General features: G+C 69.2%; 20 protein-coding genes. 12 read left to right on the plus strand and 8 right to left on the minus strand.

Translation table 11 applies throughout. From position 1 onward, the window contains the following. The first annotated feature begins 208 nt into the window (after window positions 1-208). The 3 genes from uxuA (at window position 209) to AC0CH8_RS01695 (ending at window position 4,144) form a co-directional block, all read left to right on the plus strand. Window positions 209-1,420: a mannonate dehydratase gene (gene uxuA, locus AC0CH8_RS01685; protein ID WP_465238720.1), complete on the plus strand. Its 1,212-nt coding sequence runs from the start codon at window positions 209-211 to the stop codon at window positions 1,418-1,420. Window positions 1,421-1,491: 71 nt separating this feature from the next. After that, window positions 1,492-2,802 carry an MFS transporter gene (locus AC0CH8_RS01690; RefSeq protein WP_465238417.1) on the plus strand — a complete coding sequence of 437 codons (1,311 nt, stop codon included), beginning with the start codon at window positions 1,492-1,494 and terminating at the stop codon, window positions 2,800-2,802. A 61-nt stretch (window positions 2,803-2,863) separates the two neighbouring features. Further along, on the plus strand, window positions 2,864-4,144 hold the full coding sequence (locus AC0CH8_RS01695) for an MFS transporter (protein WP_465238418.1): 1,281 nt from the start codon (window positions 2,864-2,866) through the stop codon (window positions 4,142-4,144). A 9-nt stretch (window positions 4,145-4,153) separates the two neighbouring features. Here the strand turns inward: AC0CH8_RS01695 and AC0CH8_RS01700 are convergent, their stop codons facing one another. Then, window positions 4,154-5,065, minus strand: coding sequence for a CE1 family esterase (locus AC0CH8_RS01700; RefSeq protein ID WP_465238419.1), 912 nt, complete (start codon window positions 5,063-5,065; stop codon window positions 4,154-4,156). 46 nt (window positions 5,066-5,111) lie between these two features. Beyond that, window positions 5,112-5,804: a cell wall hydrolase gene (locus AC0CH8_RS01705; protein ID WP_465238420.1), complete on the minus strand. Its 693-nt coding sequence runs from the start codon at window positions 5,802-5,804 to the stop codon at window positions 5,112-5,114. A 100-nt stretch (window positions 5,805-5,904) separates the two neighbouring features. Between AC0CH8_RS01705 and AC0CH8_RS01710 the strand changes: the two genes are divergently transcribed. Then, on the plus strand, window positions 5,905-6,150 hold the full coding sequence (locus tag AC0CH8_RS01710; RefSeq protein WP_465238421.1) for a hypothetical protein: 246 nt from the start codon (window positions 5,905-5,907) through the stop codon (window positions 6,148-6,150). 5 nt (window positions 6,151-6,155) lie between these two features. Next, entirely contained in the window at window positions 6,156-6,377 is a 222-nt protein-coding gene (locus tag AC0CH8_RS01715; protein WP_465238422.1) for a hypothetical protein, read from the plus strand. Between the two features lie 24 nt (window positions 6,378-6,401). Here AC0CH8_RS01715 and AC0CH8_RS01720 read toward each other — a convergent pair whose 3' ends face one another. Continuing rightward, window positions 6,402-7,328 (minus strand): alpha/beta hydrolase, encoded by a 927-nt coding sequence (locus tag AC0CH8_RS01720; RefSeq protein WP_465238721.1) that lies wholly within the window; start codon window positions 7,326-7,328, stop codon window positions 6,402-6,404. A 372-nt stretch (window positions 7,329-7,700) separates the two neighbouring features. Between AC0CH8_RS01720 and AC0CH8_RS01725 the strand changes: the two genes are divergently transcribed. Further along, complete coding sequence (locus tag AC0CH8_RS01725; RefSeq protein WP_465238423.1) at window positions 7,701-8,513, plus strand: hemerythrin domain-containing protein; 813 nt, start codon at window positions 7,701-7,703, stop codon at window positions 8,511-8,513. 15 nt (window positions 8,514-8,528) lie between these two features. Next, window positions 8,529-8,786 (plus strand): hypothetical protein, encoded by a 258-nt coding sequence (locus tag AC0CH8_RS01730; RefSeq protein ID WP_465238424.1) that lies wholly within the window; start codon window positions 8,529-8,531, stop codon window positions 8,784-8,786. Window positions 8,787-8,851: 65 nt separating this feature from the next. Here the strand turns inward: AC0CH8_RS01730 and AC0CH8_RS01735 are convergent, their stop codons facing one another. Further along, the gene (locus tag AC0CH8_RS01735) at window positions 8,852-9,850 is read right to left on the minus strand and encodes a methyltransferase (protein ID WP_465238425.1); all 999 of its coding nucleotides are present in this window, start codon (window positions 9,848-9,850) and stop codon (window positions 8,852-8,854) included. Between the two features lie 205 nt (window positions 9,851-10,055). On the opposite strand from AC0CH8_RS01735, the gene AC0CH8_RS01740 reads away from it, so the two are divergent. After that, window positions 10,056-10,538, plus strand: a complete 483-nt coding sequence (locus tag AC0CH8_RS01740; protein WP_465238426.1) for a hypothetical protein — start codon at window positions 10,056-10,058, stop codon at window positions 10,536-10,538. Between the two features lie 165 nt (window positions 10,539-10,703). Here AC0CH8_RS01740 and AC0CH8_RS01745 read toward each other — a convergent pair whose 3' ends face one another. The 3 genes from AC0CH8_RS01745 to AC0CH8_RS01755 all read right to left on the minus strand — a co-directional run bounded on the left by AC0CH8_RS01745 (window position 10,704) and on the right by AC0CH8_RS01755 (window position 14,366). Continuing rightward, complete coding sequence (locus AC0CH8_RS01745; protein WP_465238427.1) at window positions 10,704-11,756, minus strand: zinc-dependent alcohol dehydrogenase; 1,053 nt, start codon at window positions 11,754-11,756, stop codon at window positions 10,704-10,706. Beyond that, entirely contained in the window at window positions 11,753-12,766 is a 1,014-nt protein-coding gene (locus tag AC0CH8_RS01750) for a lactonase family protein (protein ID WP_465238428.1), read from the minus strand. The genes AC0CH8_RS01745 and AC0CH8_RS01750 overlap by 4 nt, the downstream gene beginning before the upstream one ends. 79 nt (window positions 12,767-12,845) lie before the next feature. Further along, window positions 12,846-14,366: an MFS transporter gene (locus tag AC0CH8_RS01755; RefSeq protein WP_465238429.1), complete on the minus strand. Its 1,521-nt coding sequence runs from the start codon at window positions 14,364-14,366 to the stop codon at window positions 12,846-12,848. 113 nt (window positions 14,367-14,479) lie between these two features. Here AC0CH8_RS01755 and AC0CH8_RS01760 point away from each other — a divergent pair, with 113 nt between their 5' ends. From AC0CH8_RS01760 to AC0CH8_RS01775, 4 genes are all read left to right on the plus strand, one after another. Continuing rightward, window positions 14,480-17,629 carry an autotransporter outer membrane beta-barrel domain-containing protein gene (locus AC0CH8_RS01760; RefSeq protein WP_465238430.1) on the plus strand — a complete coding sequence of 1,050 codons (3,150 nt, stop codon included), beginning with the start codon at window positions 14,480-14,482 and terminating at the stop codon, window positions 17,627-17,629. A gap of 135 nt (window positions 17,630-17,764) precedes the next feature. After that, window positions 17,765-18,280 (plus strand): RNA polymerase sigma factor, encoded by a 516-nt coding sequence (locus tag AC0CH8_RS01765; protein ID WP_465238431.1) that lies wholly within the window; start codon window positions 17,765-17,767, stop codon window positions 18,278-18,280. After that, a complete protein-coding gene (locus tag AC0CH8_RS01770; protein WP_465238432.1) occupies window positions 18,277-19,221 on the plus strand; it encodes a FecR family protein in 945 nt (314 codons plus the stop codon). Before AC0CH8_RS01765 ends, AC0CH8_RS01770 begins: the two co-directional genes overlap by 4 nt. Beyond that, window positions 19,218-21,617: a TonB-dependent receptor gene (locus AC0CH8_RS01775; RefSeq protein ID WP_465238433.1), complete on the plus strand. Its 2,400-nt coding sequence runs from the start codon at window positions 19,218-19,220 to the stop codon at window positions 21,615-21,617. Before AC0CH8_RS01770 ends, AC0CH8_RS01775 begins: the two co-directional genes overlap by 4 nt. Here the strand turns inward: AC0CH8_RS01775 and AC0CH8_RS01780 are convergent. Continuing rightward, window positions 21,614-22,543: a LysR family transcriptional regulator gene (locus tag AC0CH8_RS01780; protein ID WP_465238434.1), complete on the minus strand. Its 930-nt coding sequence runs from the start codon at window positions 22,541-22,543 to the stop codon at window positions 21,614-21,616. The two genes, AC0CH8_RS01775 and AC0CH8_RS01780, sit on opposite strands and share 4 nt — an antisense overlap. Between the last annotated feature and the right edge of the window lie 56 nt (window positions 22,544-22,599).

The raw sequence follows: 22,599 nt of genomic DNA on the forward strand, positions 1-22,599 counted from the left end.
GCCTTTCCTACCGATGCCGATCACACGATAGGTGCATCGCGCGACCGCACGGTGCACCTTTTTTTTCACGCCGTTCCCAAGCCAGCATCCGTCCGCATTTTGGCCTGACAGCATCTTTGCTTCTGGCCTATCAGATTTGTGGATGCTAGGCTTGTGCGGAGGTGAGCGGCGGAACGGCCGCCACGGCAGAGAGGACGCCCAGACGGTGATGATGACCGAAACGATGCGCTGGTTCGGCCCGTCTGATCCGGTCAGGTTGCGCGACATCAGACAGGCCGGCGCCACCGGCATCGTGACGGCTTTGCACGAGATTCCCAATGGCGACATCTGGTCCACCGACGCGATCGTCGCCCGCAAGACCGAGATCGAGGCGGCTGGGCTCGACTGGACCGTCGTCGAGAGCTTGCCCGTGCATGAGGGCATCAAGACCCGCAGTGCCACCGGCAATCCCGGTTGGGATGCGCTGATCGATCACTACCGACAGAGCCTGCACAATCTGGCCGCGTGCGGCATTCGCACGGTCACCTATAACTTCATGCCCGTGCTCGACTGGACGCGCACGGACCTGGCCTGGGCGATGCCGGACGGCGCGCTCGCCCTGCGGTTCGAGCTGGAGGCGGCAGCCGTCTACGACCTCCACATTCTCCGCCGGGCCGGTGCCGAAGCATCCTACGACCCGGACCTGATCGACCGTGCCGCTCGCCGCTTTCATGCAATGGGCGAGCACGAGCGGCATCGGCTGGAACGCACGATCATCGCGGGTCTTCCGGGCAGCGAGGAAGCGTTCACCAGCGAACAATTTCGCCAGGCGCTGGCCGAATATGACGGCATCTATCCGGAAACCCTGCGCGCCAACCATGTCGCGTTTCTGGAGGCGGTGTGCCCGCTCGCCGACGAACTCGGCATTCAGCTCGTCGTTCACCCCGACGACCCACCATTCGCCCTGTTCGGTCTGCCCCGCGTGGTCAGCACCGAGGCGGACGTCGCATCCCTGTTCCGGCGGGTGCCCAACCGGTCCAACGGGCTGTGCTTCTGCGCAGGATCATTCGGTGCGCGCGGCGACAACGATCTCGCCGGGATGATCGATCGCCTGGGTGACCGGATCGGCTTTTTGCATCTACGCTCCGTTCAGCGCGAACCGGGCGGTGCCTTCCACGAAGCGCCGCATCTGGAGGGCGATGCCGACATGGTGGGGCTTGTCGCCGCGATCCATGATTTGCAGACCAGAGAGGGGCGGTCGATCCCGATGCGGCCCGATCACGGGCACCAGATGCTCGACGATCTGTCGAAGACGACGCTGCCCGGATACTCGTTGATCGGCCGGATGCGCGGTCTTGCGGAGTTGCGCGGGCTGGAACGCGGCATCGCCCATGCGACCGCTGCGCACGCGTCTGCCGCCCCTTCACCAGTCATAGGGTGATCGGTGGCCCACACGCTTCGACAAGCACCGGCCGATTGCGGACCGTGCGGTACCAGCCCGGGAGAGTATGCGTGAACGGATCCACCGTGGCGGTCGCCGCTCCCTCCCCGACCAGGGCCGGCGGCAACGTCCGCTGGGTGATCTGCGCGCTGCTCTTCTTCGCGACGACGATCAACTATATCGACCGGCAGGTCATCGGCATCCTGAAGCCGACGTTGCAGAACGAGCTCGGCTGGTCGGAGATCGACTACGGCACGATCGTCTTCTGGTTCCAGGCTGCCTACGCGATCGGCCTGCTCGCCTGCGGACCGATCATCGACAAGATCGGCTCCAAGCTCGGTTACGCCGCCGCGATCACGGTGTGGAGCCTCGCCGCGCTGGTCCACGCCTTCGTCCGCAGCCCCGGCGGGTTCGCAGCGGCGCGCTTCGCGCTGGGGCTGGGCGAGTCCGCAAACTTCCCCGCCGCGATCAAGTCGGTCGCCGAGTGGTTCCCGAAGAAGGAACGCGCGCTGGCCGCCGGCATCCTCAACGCCGGCGCCAATGTCGGCGCGATCGCCACGCCGATCGTCGTGCCGCTGATCGCACTCAACTATGGATGGCAGGCGGCATTCTTCATCACCGGCCTGCTCGGCTTCATATGGCTCGTTGCTTGGCTATTCTTCTACCGTGCGCCCGAGAAGCATCCGCATATCACCGCGCAGGAACTCGCCTACATCACCTCGGATCAGGAAAACGACGCGGGCACCGCGCCGATCCCGTGGCGCCAGCTCTTCCGTCGCCGTGCGACCTGGGCGTTCGTCGTCGCCAAGTTCCTGACCGACCCCGTGTGGTACCTGTTCCTGTTCTGGCTGCCCGATTTCTTCGCCAAGCGGCACGGCCTCGACCTCAAGACGTTCGGCCCGCCGCTGATCGCGGTGTATCTGCTGGCGGATGTCGGCAGCATCGGCGGCGGCTGGCTGTCGTCGGCGCTGATCAAGCGCGGGTACAGCGTCAATGCCGGCCGCAAGCTGGCGCTGCTCGTCTCCGCCATCCTCGTCACGCCGATCGTGTTCGCCAGCAGCGTGTCGAGCCTGATCGCCGCCGTCGCGATCATCGGCCTCGCCGCCGCCGCGCATCAGGGCTGGTCGTCCAACCTCTACACGATGGTGTCCGACACCTTCCCGCGCACCTCCGTCGCCTCCGTAATGGGCATCGGCGGCGCGGCGGGCGCAGTCGGTGGCATGATCATGTCGAACTATGTGGGACGGGTGCTGGAAACCGTCGGCACTTACGTCCCCGTCTTCCTGTGGGCCGGCAGCGCCTATCTCATCGCCCTCCTGCTCGTCCACCTGCTCGTCCCCAACTTGGAGACCGCGGTGCAGGTCCCGGCCTCCGACGACTAGCAAAGGCTTGCGCGCGCTGACGATTACCCGAACAAGGGGCAAGACGGCGAGAGGATGGACGATGGACGAAATGGGCGACCGCACCGTCCGGCGAGTGATGACGCGACTGATCCCGTTGCTCGGCCTGATCTACATGGTCGCCTATATCGACCGCCAGAACGTGTCTTACGCCAAGTTGCAGATGGTCGGCGACCTCGGGCTGAGCGAGGCCGCCTATGGGCTCGGTGCGGCGCTGTTCTTCATCGGCTATTGCCTGTTCGAGATCCCGAGCAACCTCGTCCTCGAACGCGTCGGCGCGCGGCTGTGGTTCGCGCGGATCATGGCGAGCTGGGGCGTCGTCACGCTGCTGCTCGCCTTTACGCCGAACAAGACCATGTTCTACGTGCTGCGCTTCCTGCTCGGCGTGGCGGAGGCGGGGTTCTTCCCCGGCGTGCTGTATGCCCTGACCCTGTGGTTCCCGCAGGCGCACCGCGCGCGCGCGATCGGCCTGTTCATGGTCGCCAGCGCCTTCGCCAACGCGGTCGGCGCCGCGATCGGCGGCATGCTGCTCGACCTCGACGGCTCGCTGGGTCTGCGCGGGTGGCAGTGGGTGTTCCTCGCCACCGGGGTTCCGGCTCTGCTGCTGGTGCCCGCGGTCCTGCGCTGGCTGCCGCGCGGGCCGGAGGACGCGCCGTGGATGCCGGCGGCGGAGAAGGCTTGGCTGGCGGAGACGCTGGCGGCGGAACGCGCCGCGGCGGGGATCGTCGCGCACGGCAACCCGTTACGCGCCCTCGCAGATCTGCGCGTGCTGATGCTGTGCGGTGCCTATCTCGGCTTCCCGCTGGCCGCCTACGGCCTCAGCTACTGGCTCCCGACGATCGTGAAGGGCTTCGGCGTGTCGAATACCGTCAACGGCTTCCTCAACGTCATCCCGTGGCTGCTCGTCGCGCTCGCGTTGTGGTGGGTGCCGCGCCACGCCGCGCGCTTCGCCGACCCGCGCTGGCACATCGTCGGCCCGGCACTGATCGGGGCGGTCTGCCTCGTCGCGAGCGTGATCGTGCCCGGCGCGGCGCTGAAGTTCGCGCTGCTGTGCATCGCCGCACCCGCGATCTTCTCCGGCCAGCCGGTGTTCTGGACCCTTCCGCCGCGCTTCCTGTCCGGCGCGGGCGCCGCCGCCGGGTTCGCGGCGATCAACTCGGTCGGCAACCTCGGCGGTTTCATCGCGCAGACGGTGGTGCCCCGCATCCGTGACGATACCGGCAGCGATCTGGCACCGATGCTGTTCCTGGCGCTGTGCCTGCTCCTGGCCGGTGCCGCCGTGCTGCTGGTCGAACGCCGCCTGCCCCGCTCCCAACGCGGCTGAGCCCCTCCCCTACGGACGCCGGTGACGAGACAGGAACGCCCACAGCGCCTCGTTGTCGACCACCCACTCATGCCCTCGCCCCACGGACACGCGCGCGACCACTTCGCTGTCGCCGCGGCAGCCGGCATAGCGTTCCTCATACACCCCCGCCGATACCCAGCGCGTCGTCGGCACCACGGTACAGCCGTCGAGCTGTGCCCAGCGCTGCTCCGCCGCGTGCATCGTGTACTGCCAGTATCCCGCACCCCCGCCGTCGACGGGGTTGGTCGTGTCCTTGTCGCCCGCGAATGCCATCACAGCGACCGGCGTGCGCGGCCGGCAGGTGGCCGGATCGGGCCGCGTCGGATCGGATCCCAGCGGATTGCCAGCCCGCAGCCCCACGACGGGGGCGATCGCCGCGAACCGCTCCGGCACGACGCAGCCCAGCCACGACACCATTCGCCCGCCACCCGACAGTCCGGTGACATAGACGCGCCGCGGATCGACGCAGCCCGCGGCCGCCAGGGCATCGATCAGGCCGGTGAGATACGCGACATCGTCGCGGTCGCCCAGACCGGGGACCCTCCCCTCCGCCGTCGGCACGCCGGGGATGTTCCACACGAAGCCGCTCTTCGCGGCGATGCCGCCGTCCGGGTAGGCGATCAGAAAACCGTGCCGATCCGCCGTCTCTGCCAGACCGGTGCTGTGCAGCATCTGCGCGCCCGTCCCCATGCTGCCGTGCAGCAGGATGACGAGCGGCGCCGGCCTTGCTCCCGTCCAGCCGGCGGGGACACGCACGTCCACCGGCGCGACATCCGGCCCCGGCGAGAAGCGACCCGCGCCCCCCGGTCCCAGCGGGCACGCCGCGGCTCCGGTCGCGATGGATCCCAGAAGCGCGGCGAACATCCAGATTGCGAGGCGGCGCAGCGATACTTTTGTCATGACATCATGATGCTGGCGACCACGCCCGATCGTCAATCGCGACGCTTCATGATCGGACATAGAACAGATGCGTGCCGATCCGCGCGACCTTGACGAGGGAGTCGCGCCAGTACGGGACCATCCAGTCTGTGTGGTAATGTGTCGCCCGCCCGACCTCCGGGTAGACGCGCCCCGACAGCGCCCGCCGCGCCTCCCGCCGTGCATCGGCCCAGCCAGCATGGATCGTCCGCCGCCGGATCGATCCGTCGCAGGTGAAGGAGAACTGGCAGCCGGTGATCCGCGACGAGCCCTGATACACGACGCCGCACACCGTCTTCGGAAAGCCCCGCGCACCGACGCGGTTCAGCACGACCTGCATCACCGCCCGCTGCCCCCGCCGGTCGTTGCCCGCTTCGTAGAGCGCGGCGGTGGCGAGACATTCGGCCGCCTGCTCGCGCGCCGCCGGGCCACCACGAAACCGAAAGCGTGCCGCGCGCCGCAAACGGCTATAGACGATCGGCACCTTCGCGTTCGACGCCCGCGCCGCCGCCATCGACATCGGCTTCGCCACGTTCGGCGGCGCGACCGTCAGAGGTAACGACCCGATCCAGGTCGCCGCGACGATGACAGCCGCGACGACACCCAGCAGCAGGAACCAGCGGCGTTGCGACGCAGTCCGCCGCCGCGCCGTTCGCCTGCTGGCGCCGGTTCTGCGCGTGGCCGGTTTACGCCGTGTGCTGGGTCCTCGCCGTTGCGCCATGTCGGGCCTTTAGCGGAGCCGCGCGATGGGATCAGCACCCGATCATGCGACCAGCCGGCGTGCGGTGCGTTGCTGCCTCGATGACAGCGTACAGGAGAGCATGATGATCGATCCCAGAGCCACGGATACCGACACCACGAACGAAGCCGCCCCGGAAGGCTTCGGCGACCTGCCGATTCAGCCCACCGGTTCGGGCGTTGCCGATCTGGAGATCGCGTACGAACAGATGCGCCTGTCCGAAGATGCCGACGCGGATGTTGCCGCCCTAAACGCAGACTTGGACCCCGCTACCGTGCCGACCGAGAGTGGCGACGCCGCCACCGAAAGCGCAGCCCACCCGAGCTGATCCACATGACAGAAACCGTTATCAGCCCCAGCGGCCCTGGCGCGATCGAAACCGGCCTGATGATCGACGAGACGGGCACGCGCTTCGTCGTGCTGACCTTCAAGGAACCGGGTGCCGACCCGGTCCTGGTCACCTTCACCGTTCCGATCTTCGAAAATTTCTACCGGCATCTCGGCCGGACGGCAGAGGCGGCGATAGACGAGGAGAGTTGGCGCGTGCCCGACTGACGACCAGTGACCTAGCAACGCGGCTTACGACCGCGGCTTCAGCCAACCATGCATGTCCATCCAGCGGGCGAACTCCTCGAACCAGCCGGTGCTGGTCGTCGTCTTCGGGTACATGCCGAACCCATGGCCGCCCTGCTCGAACAGGTGAAACTCCACCGGAGCCTTCGCAGTCCGCCAGCTATCGATCAGGCCGAAGCCGCCATTGCCGAAGAACGGGTCATCCGCCGCCAGCGCCACGAACAGCGGCGGCGCACCGGCTGGGACCGTTACCGCCGCCAGTGGCCCGTAGATGTTGCCGACGAAGGCGGGCTTGGCATCGTTGCCGGACAGCGCCGTCGCCATCGTCAGCATCGCGCCGGCGGAGAAGCCGACCATACCCACGCGGGCCGGATCGACGTGCCACTCGCCGGCGCGACGACGGATCAGCGCAAACGCGGCGCGCGCATCGGCGATCTGCGGCGCGATGCCAGCTGCTGCGTCGCGCGGGTTCGGCCGCGGCGGCCGTGCGGTGGCCGAGAACATCGCCGTCATCGATGCCTCGAACCCCTTCATGTCTTCCGGCGTCGGGTTCAGCCGGTACTTCAGCACGAATGCCGCGACGCCCTTCGCCGCCAGCGCCCGCGCCACGTCCCACCCCTCGTTCTCCATCGACAACGTCCGGAAACCACCGCCGGGCGCGACGACCACGGCAGTGCCGGTGGCCTTGGCAGGATCGGGAAGAAACGGCGTCAGCGTCGCGACGGTGACGTTGCGCGCGAAGACGCTGCCATATTGGCGATGCCACGCTTCGGGCGCAGTCGCGCCCGGCAGCTTGCCGGTGTCGAGGGGTATCGCGGTCGGCTGCGCCGGGACCGGGATCACGACCATCTTGTCGTCCTGCGCCAGGGCCGGAGCTGCGGCGCAGGCCGCCGCTATCAGGCCAACTTGCACGGGTCGCAGACTATGGAACATGGCTCGTGCCACGAGTCGCCGCATCATCACCGCTCTCCCTATATGATATTATTCAGTCAGCTTAGCGGTAGCGCTATCACCAAACAATCCCGAAGGTGGCCGAAGATCGGCGTTCAATAGCAGCCGATTTCCCACTCACGTTGGTTCACGATCATGCCGCCGAAGCCAAAGCTGTCCGACGTCGCATGACCGTACCGCATGACGCGGCGGCGGTAACCGGGGACAGCACGGAGGCGGCGGAATAATCAAGATCGCACGTCGCTTGAACATCGCTGACGACATCCAACACATTGATAATGCAAGTTATATAACGGAACCCTCCGCATGGCGGAGGGTTGCTCTGGTTTCGATCCACGATCGCAGGATGGCCCGATGAGCGATGCACCCCATATCTACGGAACCCCGGAGCCCGACGACAAGCAGGGCAACGCCACCCGCGATGTCGACACCGGCGACCAGCGCGCGAAGGAGCCGGGATACGACCACGCGCTGAACCTCGATGGCGGCACCTTCGTCGTCGTGGAGGAAACGTCGGGCGTCGCCTATGCAGAGGCCACACGCGACATCGGCGGCGGTGGCGGCGCGGCGACCGAGGTCGAGGCGGACGCTCTGCGCGATCAGGCCGACGAAACGACGCGCTCCGACGGTCTGAGCCGCAACGTGGCGATCGGTGCCGCAGTCGGGGTCGGTGCGGGCCTGCTCGCCAATCTGTTGCGCAAGGCGGTGGTGCAGGCCCCGTCCGTGCTGGCGGGCAGCTGGGACAAGGCACTGGCGGCGGAACACCGCGCGGCCCTGACGATCTTCGACCAGATCGAGGCCACCGGCGAAGACGAGGTGGCGAAGCGCACCACCCTGCTGACGACGCTGAAGCATGCGATCGGCAAGCATGCGTTCCAGGAGGAAAACAGCATCTACGCGATGATGCGCGACCTGGAGATGGCGGAGGCGGCCGATCACCTGAATCACGAACACGGCTATGTGAAACAGTATTTCTTCGATCTCGGCGAAATGCCGCGCAACGATCCCGCGTGGCTGCCGAAGGTGAAGGAGTTTCGCGCGATGATCGAGTCGCACATGCGCGAGGAGGAGGACGAACTGTTCCCGCGCATGCGCCGTACGCTGGACGACGCGCAGAACCGTCACCTGACGAAGCTGATGCACCGCGAGGGGTTGAAGCTGGCCTGATCGAGGGAGGCGAAGATGGGCGAGAACGCACCCGGCGATACGATCCTGATGAACGTCCTGATCGCCATTGCCGCCAGTCTGGTGCTGCTGGTGATCGGCATCGCGTTGCGTAAGCGCGGCCGGCTCGCGTCGCGCGGCGCGGCGATGCTGTGGGCGGTGCTCACGATCCTGCCGCTGTTCGGGGCCGGCGCGTTGATGTTTGCGCGCCACACTGCGGACATGGCGTCCGGCCAGACGAGATCGGGCGTCGACCAGCTTCCCAAGGCGCACTGACGCCGACGCGACTAGGGCGGAGTGCGTGATCGCCCTCCACCCTCACCCTGTCGCGACGACAGGCGTTATTCCGGCTCGTCCATCCGGCGGATCACCAGCCCCACGGCGGCGATGCGCTCGACATCGACATAGCCGGGCTGGTCCAGATCCTCGCTGAAGATATCCGGATCGAGTTCGCGATATTCCATGCCCAGCCCGGTCGCCGGCAGCCGTTCCCGCAGCGCGTCCAGCAACACGTCGCGCCCCCCGACGATCGACACCCCGGTGTGCAGGATCAGCCGGCCGCCGGGCGCGAGCAGGTCGATGGCCTGCAACACCCATTCCAGCGACAGTCGCGCACCGTACAGGTCGCCGCCGTCGCGATACGCGCGCTGCCCCTCGTCGATCATGAACGGCGGGTGCGTCACGATCAGGTCGTAATGGCCCGGCACGTCGCTCGGCTGTTGCGCATGGACGGTGCCGTGATCGATTCCGGCGAATTCGGCGTTGATGCTCGCCAGGAATAGCGCCTTGGGGTTGATGTCGGCCAGCGTCAGATGCGGCTCCCGCGTTTCCCGCGCCGCGACGATCCCGCCGACCCCGGCCCCCGCGCCGTAATCGAGGATGCGATGCGCCGATGGCAGCAGCCGCGCCGCGACCCACTGGGCGAACCGGTAACTGTCGGGACCGAGAAACACCGAGTCGTGATCGGTCGTCGGATACGCGGAATGCAGGAACAGCGTCCCCTCCACCGCCGACACGCGCAGCAGCGCGGCGAAGCGCCCGTTCTCCACCTCCGCCATCATCCCGGCGGCGTGGAGCGCGTCGAACATCTCCGTGTCGAGTAGGTCGCGCTCGAACGGCAGGCTCCAGCCGAGCACGTCGCGCAGATTGCTCGCGACTCGCCGTGTCGGCCGCTTGACGACGCGCGCATGCGTCGCCGGAGTCGCGGTGACGAAGGTGTACCCGCGCGCCGCGAGCAACCGCAGCACGGCCAGCAACGCGGCCCTCCTCTCCGGGGAGAACCAGCCGTCGCGATCGGCGGCTTCCGCCAGTTCGTCGGTTGACTTAACTAACGTCAACATACTGTAATCCTGCGATTTATCTCGCGGAAATAATGAGGGCGACGGCAGCCGGTTCCCCCCTCTGACCTGGGTTACGCAGATCGCGGCGAGGCTCGACGCGCCGCCCGCCGGATGCGACGAAATCCGCCGCCGGCTGATGGCGATCAATGCGTTGTGCCAGCGAAGGGAGGACACTCCCGCATCAGAACGATCGAAAGTGTCCGACGTGAAACAGACCTACGCTCCCCTGCCGACGCACGCGCCCGACCGCGCGATGCGGCGCGACCGGTTGGACGGCACGCGCGTGGCGATCGCTGTCGCCAATGACTACCGCGCCGCGTATCTCGGCAACGCCATCGTTGCGTCTGGCGGACGTGTCGCCGGCGTTGCCGCCGATGTCGCGGAACTGGAAACGCTGCTCGACCGGCACGCTCCCGCGGCGTTGATCGTCAACCACGAGCTGCCCGGTCGCGGCCTGTCCACTGCGCTCGATGCCGCGATCGACCGCGGCGTCCGCGTGGTGGTCGTCGGCCCCGCCCGGCTCGACGGTGGCAGCCCGCTCCACCGGCACGCGTGCATGCTGGACCCGTGCGCCGGCTTCCAGGTGGTGGAAGCCGTTGCCGAAGCCCTGGATGAGGACACGGACGACGCGGCGAGTTCCGCACGGGCATTCTGGCCGGTAGGGAACGGTCGCCGGGTTACTTTATAAGCACCGCCGCCACGGCCTCTTTGTCAGCCTCCGCCCCCGCCATCTCAACTTTTGCCGTCACCCCAGCGGAAGCTGGGGTCTCCCTGTGGTAGCGGACAGCGCCGCCTCAGGAGACCCCAGCTTCCGCTGGGGTGACGGGGGGGGTGGACTGACTGTCCTCACCCCCTAAATCGTCAGCTCCACGAAAATCGCCCCCGTCCGCGCCTTGTCCTGCGCGATGTCGAACGCTTCGTTGATGCGATCAAGCGGGAAGCGGTGCGTAATCAGCTTCTGCGTCTGGAGCTTGCCGCGCGCGACCAGTTCCAGCACCTCCGCCTGCTCGGGATAGATGTCGTGGAACGCGAAGCTCGCGCTGGGGATCAGCGTGATCTCAGACATCTGGATACGCTGCCACTCCAGCGGGATGCTCGTCTCGCCATCCTCGAACCCGCCGACGATCACGACCTTGCCGCCGCGCCGCACCAGGGTCGTCGCGAGCGGCAGCGTCGTCGGCATTTCCTCGCCGCCGACGCATTCGAAGACGATGTCGGCGCCGCGCCCTCCCGTCATCGCCATCACCGCCGCGACCGGGTCCTCGGACGACGAGTCGACCGTATGATCGGCACCCAACTCGCGCGCGACCGCCAGCGAGTGATCGACCGTGTCGACGATCAGCACGTCCGCACCGCCCGCCTTGGCGAGCATCGCCTGCCCCAGCCCGATCGGACCCGCGCCGACGATCGCGACCTTGGCGTTGACCGTCAGTCCCGACAGGTGATGCGCGTGCAGGCACACCGCATAGGTGTCGAGCAGCGACGCATCGTCGAACCCGATCGCGTCGGGCAGGCGATAGAATTTGTGCGCCGGCCCGACGACATATTCGGCATAGGCGCGCGACACGCTGGCGCGGCGCGTGGCGTACAGGTCCGGGCAGCGGTTGTATTGACGCACCCGGCACCATTCACAATGGCCGCAGCCGAGCACCGATTCAATCAGCACCCGGTCGCCGACCGCGACGTTCGTCACGTCGGCCCCGACCTCCACCACCTCGCCCGCGAGTTCGTGGCCCATGATGCAGCAGGCGAGATGCTCGTCCGGCTTCTTCCAATGGCGCAGGTCCGTGCCGCAAATGCCGGCCATGCGGACGCGCGCCTTGACCCAGTCGGCCGCGGGCAGCACCGGCTCCTCGACATCCTCGATCGTGAAGCGACCGTCATCGGTCTTCAGCGCGGCTTTCATGCGGACAAAACTCCCAGAAAACAGGCACCCGGCACGTCGGCGCGGACAGTGGACGACTGCGGCAGTCCATCGGCATCCAGCGGCAGGAGGGTGACGCCGCCTGCCTGTTCGTGGGCGACGAGCAGGTGATCGTCGGACAGCAGCAGGAATCGCGGCGACTGGCCACCGGTCGGGGTGTGCCCCAGCGGCGTGACGTCGCCGACCGCGTCGAGGGCGAAGGTCGCAATGCTGTCGTGGCCGCGGTTGCTGGCGTAGAGGCGCGTGCCCTCCGCGTTGAGCGCGATCGCGCCACCCAGGCTCTCCGTCTGCGTTCCCGCCGGCAGCATCGGAAAGCTGCGTTCGGCGGTCAGCCCGCCGCCGCCGCCGACCCGCAGCACCGTCAGCGTCGACGCGAGTTCGCTCAAGAGATACGCCATCGGCCGCGTCGGGTGGAACACCAGTTGCCGCGGTCCCGATCCGGACGGGGCGACATGGGCGAGCGTCGCCTCCCCCAGCACGCCGCCCTGCGGATGAAATTTCAGGATGCGGTCGATGCCCAGGTCGACGACGTACAGCACATCGTTCGGCCCGAACCCGACCCAGTGCGCGTGCGGACCGGCCTGACGCTCCGGGTTCGGTCCGCTCCCTGCGTTGCGGTGGATCGACGGCGCGCCGAGCGGTCGGTTCGTCTCCGGATCGAGCCGGAACAGCGCGACCACGCCGTCGCCGTAATTGGCCACCGCCAGCAGATCCCCCGCCCCTGACAGCGCGAGGTGGCAGGGGTCGACGCCCCCCGATGCGAACGATGCCAGCGACAGCCACCCGGCCGTCGCGTCGAGCAGATGAACGCGCGCCGCCGCCTCGTCGACCACGAACCAGCGGCCGCTGCCGGGCAGCGCCACGCCGGCGGACACGTTGACGACCGGCGCGACGGGATCGCCGACCTGAAGCACGCCGTCCGCCGTCAGTTCCAGCGGATAGAGCCCGCGTGCGCCCGGTCCTGCATAACCGCCTGCGATCAGTCTGGTCATATCCGTTCCCGCTATCACCGTTCACGCTGCCGGCGCTGTCGACGGCACCCCTACCCCACCGAACGCCCCGCGAAATAAATCAGGTTACCTCCGACTCCCGCGTCGCCTTCGCCTGTTGCGCCCGGCGGAGGCGCGTGCGCAGGCGGGCGTCGCGCAGCAGCGTTCCCGGCAGGTCGGTGGCGGCGCGCAGGCCGGCGACGGTGGAGATGTTACGGATCGTGCGCCGCGTCTCGACCAGCAACTGGCCGACCATCGCCCGCCGCTCGATCTCGCCGCGCTCCTCCACCAGCGACAGGCGGTGGATCGCATACAGGCCGATCATCCCCGCAATCAGGAAGTAGAAATCCCAATGCGTCAGCGTGATCGGCAGGGCGAACACGCCGCCCGGCCCGGTCCAGCGCGCGATCAGTTCGATCTTCCGCGCCGCGAATACGTCGGCGAGCAGGCCGCCGACGATCGGTGCCGCCCCCGCCGCGACGGCGGTGACCATCGCGTTGGCGGCGACATAGGCGGTCGCGGACCCCTTGGGCGACAGCTTCAGCGCGATGTTGGTGCTGGTCAGCGTCACCCCCGCGATCGATGCGCCCATGACGACTTGGAGCAGCGCCAGCCACAGCTTCACGATCTCGCGCGAGCCGAACTGCGATGCGCCGATCATCGCGACGATCGCGACGATGTAGGTCGGCGCGCACACCGCCAGCACCGACTTGTTCGCATAGCGGTCGCTCAGCGTTCCCCAGGTCCGCAGCGCGAGGATGTTGGCGATCTGGCTGAGCACGCTCAGCAGCACCACGAAACTCAGGTCGAAGCGCAGTTGCCGGACGATGAAGATCGTGAAGAACGGCGTCGCGAAGTTGATCGCGAACTGCCAACTGGCGACGAACACCAGCAGCCGCCGGAAATTGCCGTCGCGCAGGGGCTGGCGGACCAGCTCGCCGACATTCACCGGGCCGTGCGCGGGCGGCATCAGCGGTTCCGGCATGCCCGCCACCAGCCGCGCGCTGATCAGGCCGGTGACGCAACCCGCACCGAACATCGCCGCGAACACCCAGTCGCGTGCGGACGAGCCCGGCGCGGTACGGTCCAGCGCCAGGGCCGCGACCAGCCCCAGCACGACGCTGATCGCGGTCAGCCACGCGGTGCGCCGGGCGAACACCTGTCCCAGCCGCTCTTCGGGCGCGAGGTCGCGCATCCATGCGTTCCACGCACACGCGCCGATCGCGCCGAGCCCGCACAGCACGACCTGCGCCGCGAGGAAGATCAGCAGCGGGCCGGTGCCGGCGAAGAACGCCAGCACCGCCATCACCGCCAGCATCGCCCGTCCGATCAGGCTGGTGCCGACCGAGATCGCCTTGCGATTGCGCCACCGCTCCACCAGCCCGATCGCGGGAAGCTGCAACAACTGCGCGAGGAACGGGGCACTCGCCAGCACGCCGATCATCACGTTCGACGCGCCGAGGTGCAGCGCGAACGCGGTCAGGATCACGCCGGTGGTCAACGCCGCCGTACCGCCGGAAAAGGCTGCCTCCCGAACGAGCAGGGTCAAACCGCGCTCCCGGTCTTCGGGCGTGACGAGCGCTTGCGGGGCCAGCGACAGCATGCACGGACCAACGATCTGATTTTGCTGAGGTTTCTAAACATCGGACACACCGTTCAAGGTTCCGGCGCATCGCCTCCGTCTGGATGTCAGAAGATATCCGAAGGGGAATTTCCGTGTACCGCCTGCTCCTCGCCTCCTCCGCGCCGCTCGCCCTGATCGTCGCAACCTCCGCCCCCGCCCAGACCAGCATCGCCACGAAACAGACGACGCCGGTCCGCACCTCCACAGTCAGGGCGGGAGCCGCGGACAATATCAGCATCACCTCGGCCGGCAGCATCGTGCCCACCGGCGGCGTCGCGGTGACGATCGACAGCAACAACAATGTCGCCAATGCCGGCACGATCCAGATCACCGACGCGAACGGCGCGACCGGCATCCTGGCGCAGGCCGGCGTGCGCGGCGACATCTCGAACAGCGGCAAGATCATCGTCGACGAGACCTATACCGCCACCGATGCGGACAAGGACGGCGACCTCGACGGCCCGTTCGCTCAGGGCTCCCTACGCACCGGCATCCGCACCGCGGGCGCGTTCACCGGCACCGTCGCGAACAGTGGCGAGATCACGGTAGAGGGCAATGATTCCGCCGGGATCTATCTTGGCGGACCGCTGACCGGCGCGGTGACGCACGGCGGCAAGACCAACGTGCTGGGCGACCGCAGCGTCGGCGTCCGTACCGAAAACGTGTCCGGTGCCGTCACGCTGGGCGGCACGATCACCGCGACCGGCCGCGATGCGGTGGGCGCACGGCTGGACGGCAACATCGGCGGCGCGCTGATCGTCGAGGGGCTGATCGGCAGCACCGGCTATCGATCGACCACCGCGCCCGCCGACGTGTCGAAGCTGGACGCGGACGACCTGTTGCAGGGCGGATCGGCGCTGATCGTGGCGGGCGATGTGGCCGGCGGCATCACCCTGTCCAACGCCACCGGCAAGGTCGGCGACATCGTCACTTACGGCGCGGCACCGGCGTTCCAGATCGGCTCCGCCACGCGGGCGGTGACGATCGGCGCGGTCGCCGGCACGCCCGCGCCCAACGCGGGCCTGATCGTCAACGGACGGGTGACCGGCAACGGCGTCTATAGTGGCGTCACCGCCACGGCGCTGGCGATCGGCGGGCTCGGCGGCAATGTCACGATCGCGCAGGGTGTCGCGGTCGGCGGCACGGTGCAGGCGACCGCGGTTGGCGCGTCCGCCACAGCGATCCGCTTCGGCGCGGGCGCGTCCACGCCGGAACTGCGCGTCGGCGGCACCGTCACGGCGACGGGCGGCGGCGTTGCCGATACGCGCTCGGCGGCGATCCTGATCGACAGCGGCGCAACGGTGCCGACGATCCGCAACACCGGCGCGATCCGCACGTCCGCGACGGGAGCGACCGCGGTCGCGATCCTCGACCGCACCGGTGGGGTGACGCTGGTGGAGAATAGCGGCACGATCGGTGCGGCGGGGGCGGACGCCACCCGTTCCGTCGCGATCGACCTTTCCGCGAACACCATAGGCGCGACCGTTCGCCAGATCGCGGTCACCGGCCAGACCGCCGCCCCGGCCATCTCCGGCGCGGTCCGGTTCGGATCGGGCAACGACCGTCTCGACCTTCAGGCCGGATCGGTGTCGGGCGACGTATCGTTCGGCGGCGGCAGCAACCGGCTGGAGATGACCGGTGCCAGCATCTTCGCCGGCACCGCGACCTTCGGCAGCGGTGCGGACACGCTGGCGATCGGCGGCACCGGCCGGTTCGACGGCATCGCCGATTTCGCGGGCGGCGGCGCGGACGTGCTCGCAATCACCGGCAAGGGCGTCTTTGCCGGCCGACTGACGAACGCCGCCAACCTGGCGGTCACCGTCGCATCCGGCGGCGGCACATTCGGGGCGACGGGCGGGGCGACGATCGGGTCGCTGACGCTGGGCGATCAGTCGGTGCTGAGCGTCGCGCTCGACAAGGCGAACCCCACCGGCAACCTGATCGTCGTGAACGGCGCGACGACGATCGGCGCGAACAGCCAGTTGGCGCTGCGCGTGACGGGCGGCACCGACATCACCGGCCGCTACGTCGTGCTGCGGTCCGGCACCCTGACCGGCGCGACCAACCTGACGCTGGCGAGCACGGCGGTGCCGTTCCTGTACAAGGGCGCGATCGTCGCCAGCGCCCCGAACGAGATTGCGGTGGAGGTCGCGCGCAAGGCCCGGACCGAGCTTGGCCTGAACGCCGCCGGCACCAGCGCGTTCGACGCGATCGACACCGCGATCGGCAGCGACGCGAAGGTCGGCGCGGCGATCCGCGGCCTCTACGACGGTGCGGCGTTCCGGGCCGCGATCGACCAGATGCTGCCCAATTATGCCGGGGGCGTGTTCGAGAGCGTGACGCTGGCGTCGCGAGCCGCCGCCGGGCAGTTGCGCGACCCCGCGGGGTCGTTCGCGGAGGAAGGCCGCTGGGGCATGTGGCTCGCCCCCGTCGGCTGGGACTCGTCCAAGGGCGCGCGCAGCACCACCAGCTACGACGTGCGCGGCTGGGGCATGAGCGGGGGGCTGGAGCGCAAATCGCAGATGGGCAACATCGGCGTCTCGTTCGCCTATCTGCGCGGTCGCGACAACGAGGGCGTGGCGGTCAACCGCGTCAACCACAGCCAGTACGAACTGGCGGGACACTGGCGCGGCCATTGGGGCGGGTTGGCCGCGCAGGTCCGCGGCTCCGCCGCCTTCCTGTCGTTCGACGCGGTGCGCCAATTCGACGGCGCGATCGGATCGGAAACGGTGCAGCGCCGGGCGGATTCCGACTGGAACGGCATGCTGTACTCCGGCTCCGGCTCCGTGTCGTACGAGCACGTCGTCGGCCAGTTCAGCCTGCGGCCGATCGTCGCCCTGGAATATCACAAGCTCAACGAGGACGCGTACCGGGAAACCGGCGGCGGCACCGCATACGACCTGACCGTGCGCAAGCGCAGCAGCGACGAACTGGCGGTCACGGCGACCTTGGCGGCGGGCATCAACTTCGGTGGCGACGATCGGTATTCGCAGTGGAGCCGGATCGAGGTCGAGGGCGGCCGGCGCGAACGCATCTCGGGCGCGATCGGCCGCACCACCGCCAGCTTCGGCAGCGGCACGGCCTTTACGCTCGATCCGGAAGAGCGCGGCGGCGGCTGGACCGGCCGCGTCCGCGCGATCACCGGCACCACCGAAGTCCGCCTGAGCGGCGAAGTCGGTGCCGAACAGCGCTTCGGCGACGTGGCGCTGACCGCGCGCGCCGCCCTGCAATTCGCCTTCTAGGCGAATTCCCGCGTGCCCAGCCCCCGCACGCGTGGCGAACCGGCGCTCCACCCGCCCCACGGGTGGAGCGCCTTTCCGCATGCCCGCGCATCGGCTAGACGAGCCGTCTTCCGTCCCATTCGACCGGTCATCATCATGCCGCCCCCCGGACCTGCCCCCGCGCCCCACGCGGGATTAGAGGTCGTATTCCTGGCCAATCGCGACAAGCTGGTGCGATTCCTGCTGGCGCGGGGGGCGGGCGATGCCGCGGAGGATCTGGCGCACGACGTATGGCTGAAGGTGGCGGGACGCGCGGATGGGCCGATCGGCAATCCGCTGGCGTATCTGTACCGTGCGGCGGACACGCTGATGATCGATCGCTACCGCGCGCGCCGACAGGCGGAGGCGCGCGATCAGGCGTGGAGCGACCGTCACGCGCAGGAACAGCCGGCCGCCGACCGCAGCGTCGCGGCGCGTCAGGAAGCCGGCGAAGTCGCGGCGCTGCTGACGACGCTGGGCTCGCGCCGGGAGGCGGTATTCCGGCGCGTGCGGATCGACGGCGCGGCGCAGCGAGAGGTGGCGGCGGAACTGGGCGTCAGCCTGAGCACCGTCGAGAGCGACCTGCGGATCGCCAGCCGCGCCCTGGCCGACCTGAAGGAGCGGTTACGATGAACGACAACTCTACCCCGCTCGACGACGAAGCGTTCGGCTGGGCGTTGCGGATGGAGGGGCCGGACGCCGACTGGGACGCGTTCACACTGTGGCTGGAGCATGATGCCTCGCGGTCCGGGCGGTACGACCGGGCGGTCGCCGCGCTGCACGATGTCACGGCGGATGTGGCAGCGCTGTCGCCGGTGACGGTTCCGGCAAGCGATCTGATTGCGGCGAACGACGACAGGCCCGCGCGCCGGTACACCCGACGCTGGATCGGTGGTGCCCTCGCAGCGGTGCTCGCCGGCGCGATCGGGCTGGGCGTGTGGACCGAGACACCACGCCCCTATGCGGTCGAGACCGCACCGGGCGAGCAGCGCATCGTCGCGCTGGTGGACGGCAGCAGTATCGTGCTCGCCGGCGGATCGAAGGTGCGGCTCGACCACAATGCGCCGCGCGTGGCGACGGTCGAGCGTGGCGAGATGCTGTTCCGCATTCGCCACGACGCCGCGCATCCGTTCGCGGTCGGCGTCGGCGACCTGACGCTGGTCGATCTCGGCACCGTATTCAACGTGAAGACGGACGCGCAGCGCACCCGCGTCTCGGTGGCGGAGGGCGCGGTGATGATCGATCCGGACGGCGCGGCGCTCCGCCTCGATCCCGGTCAGGCGGTGGTCGCCGAGGGCGACTCGCTGCGGCGGCTGGCCGTGGAACCGGGCGATGTCGGGGCGTGGCAAGAGGGGCGGCTGGCGTTCGACGGCGTGCCGCTGGACGAGGTCGCGGCCGACCTGTCGCGCCAGCTCGGTCAGCCGGTCCGCGCCGCGCCCGCCGTCGCGCGGCGCATGTTCCGCGGGACGCTCGACGTGCAGGCGCTGAAACGGCGGCCGGCGCTGCTCGGCCAGTTGCTCGACGTGACGGTGCGGCAGGACGCGGACGGGTGGACGCTGGAACCGCATCCGTGATCCGCACCGCGGTCGCGGCCGCCGTCACGCTCGTTGCGGCTCCGGCTGCGGCCGAGAGCGTGTCGCTCGACCTGCCGGGCGGCAGCGTCGGGCAGCAGGTCGTGGCGCTCGGCCGGATTGCGCGGGTCAGCGTCGTCGTGCCGGAGCCGCGGTTGTGGGCGCAGCGGGTGCCGGCCTTGCGCGGGCGGTGGACGCCGGCTGCCGCACTGGCGCTGATCGCCCGGCGTGCCGATGCCGAACTGGTGGCGATCGGCCCGGGAAGCTGGCGGCTGGTGCCCCGCCGCCCCGCCATGCGACCCGCTCGCGTGGTCGTGCGCCGGGCGGCTCCCCGGCCGGACATAGCCTCCGATCAAGGCGGCGATATCGTCGTCACCGCCAGCAAGCGTGGTACCACGCGTGACAATTTCGCGGGGCAGTTCGCGCGCGTCACCGGCAGCGAGCTGGAGTTCGGCGGCGCGGGCGGCACCGACCGGCTGGCGAACCGGCTGACCAGCGTCGCCTCCACCTATCTCGGTGCGGGCCGCAACAAGCTGTTCATCCGCGGCATCGCCGATTCCAGCTTCACCGGTCCGACCCAGGCGACGGTGGGCCAGTATTTCGGCGACCTGCGCCTGAGCTACAACGCGCCCGATCCCGACCTGCGCCTGTCCGACCTGGCGGCGGTGGAGGTGCTGGAGGGGCCGCAGGGAACGCTGTACGGCGCGGGATCGCTCGGCGGGCTGATCCGGCTGGTGCCGAACGCGCCCGACCCGACGCGCTTCGGCGGCTCCGCGACGCTGGGCGGATCGGTGACGCAGCACGGGGCGCCCGGCGCGGACACGCAACTGGTCGCGAACGTGCCGCTGGTCGCCGATCGGCTCGCCATCCGCCTCGTCGCCAACGCCTCAACCGAAGGCGGGTATATCGACAAGCCGCTGCTCGACCGCACCGACGTCAACCGCACCCGCATCGAGGGCGGTCGCGCCGCCGCTCGTATCGACCTGTCCAGCGACTGGAGCGTGGAGCTGATCGGCATCGGTCAGCGCATCCGCGGCGCGGACAGCCAATATGCGGATCGCGGCGACCCGCCGCTGACCCGTGCCGCGCCGGTGACGGAGGGGTTCAGCGCCGATTTCGGACAGGCGCAGCTCGTCGTATCTGGCCTGCTCGGCACGGTGCATGTCCGCTCGACCAGCGGCGTCACCGCGCACGACCTGATGGAACGCTACGACGCGACAGCGCCGGACTCGCCGGTGCGGCTGTTCGCGCAGGCGAACCGCACGCGCATGCAGGCGAACGAGACGCGGCTGTGGTCGTCCGCCCCGGACGGTTCGGGGTGGCTGGCGGGGTTCAGCTACATCCACAACCGCACGCGCCTGACCCGCCTGTTCGGCGCACCCGGCGCGCTGGAGCCGACGACCGGCGTCGTGAATTCGATCCGGGAGGCGACGCTGTACGGCGAGACCAGCGTGCGGCTGCTCCCCGGCCTGCTGACCACCGCCGGGCTGCGCGTCACGCATTCGGTGCTGGACGGCGCGGGCGAGGACATCGCCGCGCGCGTGCCGATCGCGCTGCTGGCGATGAGCGCACGCCGCAAGCAGACGATCGTCCTGCCGTCCGCCGCGGCCCTGGTCGACCTGACCCCGCGCCTGCAGATGTTCGCGCGCTATCAACAGGGCTTCCGGCCCGGCGGACTGGCGATCGAGAGCGACTTCGTGCGCCGGTTCCAGAACGACCGCGTCGCGACGATCGAGGCGGGGCTGCGCACCGGGCGCGCCGGATCGGACCGGTTCGACGGATCGCTGACGCTCGCGCACACCGCATGGCGCGACATCCAGGCGGACTTCATAGACGGATCGGGCCTGCCCAGCACCGCGAATATCGGCGACGGCCGGTTGTGGACGATCGAGGGCACGCTCGGCGCACGCATCAGCGACGGCCTGCGGGTGGAGGCGGCGCTGTCCTACAATGACGGCCGGATCGACGAGCCGTCCGCGGTGCGGCTGTTCGATCTGGTCGGCAGCTTCACCGTCGATCCCGCCGCCGCCCGCGCGCAGGTCGCCGCGCGGCTGAGCCAGATCCCGAACACCGCGCGCGTCACCGCCCGCACCGGCGCGGTCTACACGCGGGACCTGGGGTCGTCGGCCGACCTGAAGGTGGACGGGTGGCTGCGCTATGTCGGATCCTCGCGGCTCGGCGTCGGGCCGGTACTCGGCCAGCTCCAGGGCAGCTATCTCGACAGCGGCGTCACCGCGCGCATCGGGCTGGGTGCGATCGGGATCAGCGCGGGCGTGACGAACCTGACGAACGAGCGCGGCAACCGCTTCGCGCTCGGCACGCCGTTCACCACCGGCCGCGATCAGGTCACGCCGCTGCGGCCCCGGACGGTCCGGCTGGGACTCGACGCGGCATTCTAGATATCGCCCAGCCCCGCCGCCTCGCGATCGTCGCGGCCGAGTTCGACGAAGCGGTTGAGCAGCCACGACGCCGCCGGGCCCGGCGGGGTGTCGCGTCGCCAGACCCCGGCGAAGCGATAGATACCGCCGGGATGATCGGGCATCGCCAATTGCTTGAGCGTGCCCGCGACCAGATCGGGCTGGATCAGCGGCAGCGGCATGTTGCCCCACCCGATTCCCTCCCGCAGCAACGCATGCTTCGCCCCCAGATCGGCGAGCCGCCACGTCCGCGTGCTCATCACCGAAAAGTCCTGCCCCTCGGTCAGCGGCGACCGATCGGTCAGCACGAGCTGCGTGAAGTTGCGGCCCGCACCTGGCGGGATCCGCTCCATCCGCGCCAGCTCGTGATCGGGCGCGGCGACGGGCACCAGCGCGACCGATCCGGCGGAATTGCAGTCGACCCCCTCCACCCCCGCCGCGAGCGGGCCGGAGATGCCGACCACCGCCTTGCCGTCCAGCACCAGCGCGGTGACCGCCCCCAGCGCCTCGACATGCAGGCGCAGCGCAACCGTAGGATAGGCGACCGCGAACTCACGCAGGATGCGCCCCAGCCGCTCCGCCGGCAGCATCACGTCAACGGCGAGGTTCACCTCCGCCTCCAGCCCCTCCAGCAGCCCCTTCACCTTGGCGCGGAGTTCGTCGATCCCGTGCGCGATGCCGCGCGCCTCCGACAGCACGGCGCGGCCGGCCACGGTCAGCTGCGGTTTGCGGGTCCCCTCCCGGTCGAACAGGCGCAGCCCAACCTGATCTTCCAGATTGCCGATGCCGTAGCTGACGACGGATACCGCCCGGTTCAGCCGTCGGCCCGCCGCGGCGAAGCTGCCCGTCTCCACCACCGCCAGGAATACGCGCAACTGATCGAGCGTCGGCGTGCCCGGTCCTGACATTACAACTTCCTCGAACGTTCGGTTTCACTTTATCCCACTGATCGATCATGTCGAGA

The organism is Sphingomonas sp. AC435 (assembly GCF_979253005.1).

Bases quoted from the DNA above. Each gene is read 5' to 3' on its own strand.
- AC0CH8_RS01695 (WP_465238418.1), top strand. From the start codon at position 2,864: ATGGACGAAATGGGCGACCGCACCGTCCGGCGAGTGATGACGCGACTG.
- AC0CH8_RS01705 (WP_465238420.1), bottom strand. From the start codon at position 5,804: ATGGCGCAACGGCGAGGACCCAGCACACGGCGTAAACCGGCCACGCGC.
- AC0CH8_RS01770 (WP_465238432.1), top strand. From the start codon at position 18,277: ATGAACGACAACTCTACCCCGCTCGACGACGAAGCGTTCGGCTGGGCG.
- AC0CH8_RS01755 (WP_465238429.1), bottom strand. From the start codon at position 14,366: ATGCTGTCGCTGGCCCCGCAAGCGCTCGTCACGCCCGAAGACCGGGAG.
- AC0CH8_RS01730 (WP_465238424.1), top strand. From the start codon at position 8,529: ATGGGCGAGAACGCACCCGGCGATACGATCCTGATGAACGTCCTGATC.
- AC0CH8_RS01720 (WP_465238721.1), bottom strand. From the start codon at position 7,328: ATGTTCCATAGTCTGCGACCCGTGCAAGTTGGCCTGATAGCGGCGGCC.
- AC0CH8_RS01710 (WP_465238421.1), top strand. From the start codon at position 5,905: ATGATGATCGATCCCAGAGCCACGGATACCGACACCACGAACGAAGCC.
- AC0CH8_RS01725 (WP_465238423.1), top strand. From the start codon at position 7,701: ATGAGCGATGCACCCCATATCTACGGAACCCCGGAGCCCGACGACAAG.
- AC0CH8_RS01765 (WP_465238431.1), top strand. From the start codon at position 17,765: ATGCCGCCCCCCGGACCTGCCCCCGCGCCCCACGCGGGATTAGAGGTC.
- AC0CH8_RS01715 (WP_465238422.1), top strand. From the start codon at position 6,156: ATGACAGAAACCGTTATCAGCCCCAGCGGCCCTGGCGCGATCGAAACC.
- AC0CH8_RS01700 (WP_465238419.1), bottom strand. From the start codon at position 5,065: ATGACAAAAGTATCGCTGCGCCGCCTCGCAATCTGGATGTTCGCCGCG.
- AC0CH8_RS01745 (WP_465238427.1), bottom strand. From the start codon at position 11,756: ATGAAAGCCGCGCTGAAGACCGATGACGGTCGCTTCACGATCGAGGAT.
- AC0CH8_RS01735 (WP_465238425.1), bottom strand. From the start codon at position 9,850: ATGTTGACGTTAGTTAAGTCAACCGACGAACTGGCGGAAGCCGCCGAT.
- uxuA (WP_465238720.1), top strand. From the start codon at position 209: ATGATGACCGAAACGATGCGCTGGTTCGGCCCGTCTGATCCGGTCAGG.
- AC0CH8_RS01750 (WP_465238428.1), bottom strand. From the start codon at position 12,766: ATGACCAGACTGATCGCAGGCGGTTATGCAGGACCGGGCGCACGCGGG.
- AC0CH8_RS01780 (WP_465238434.1), bottom strand. From the start codon at position 22,543: ATGTCAGGACCGGGCACGCCGACGCTCGATCAGTTGCGCGTATTCCTG.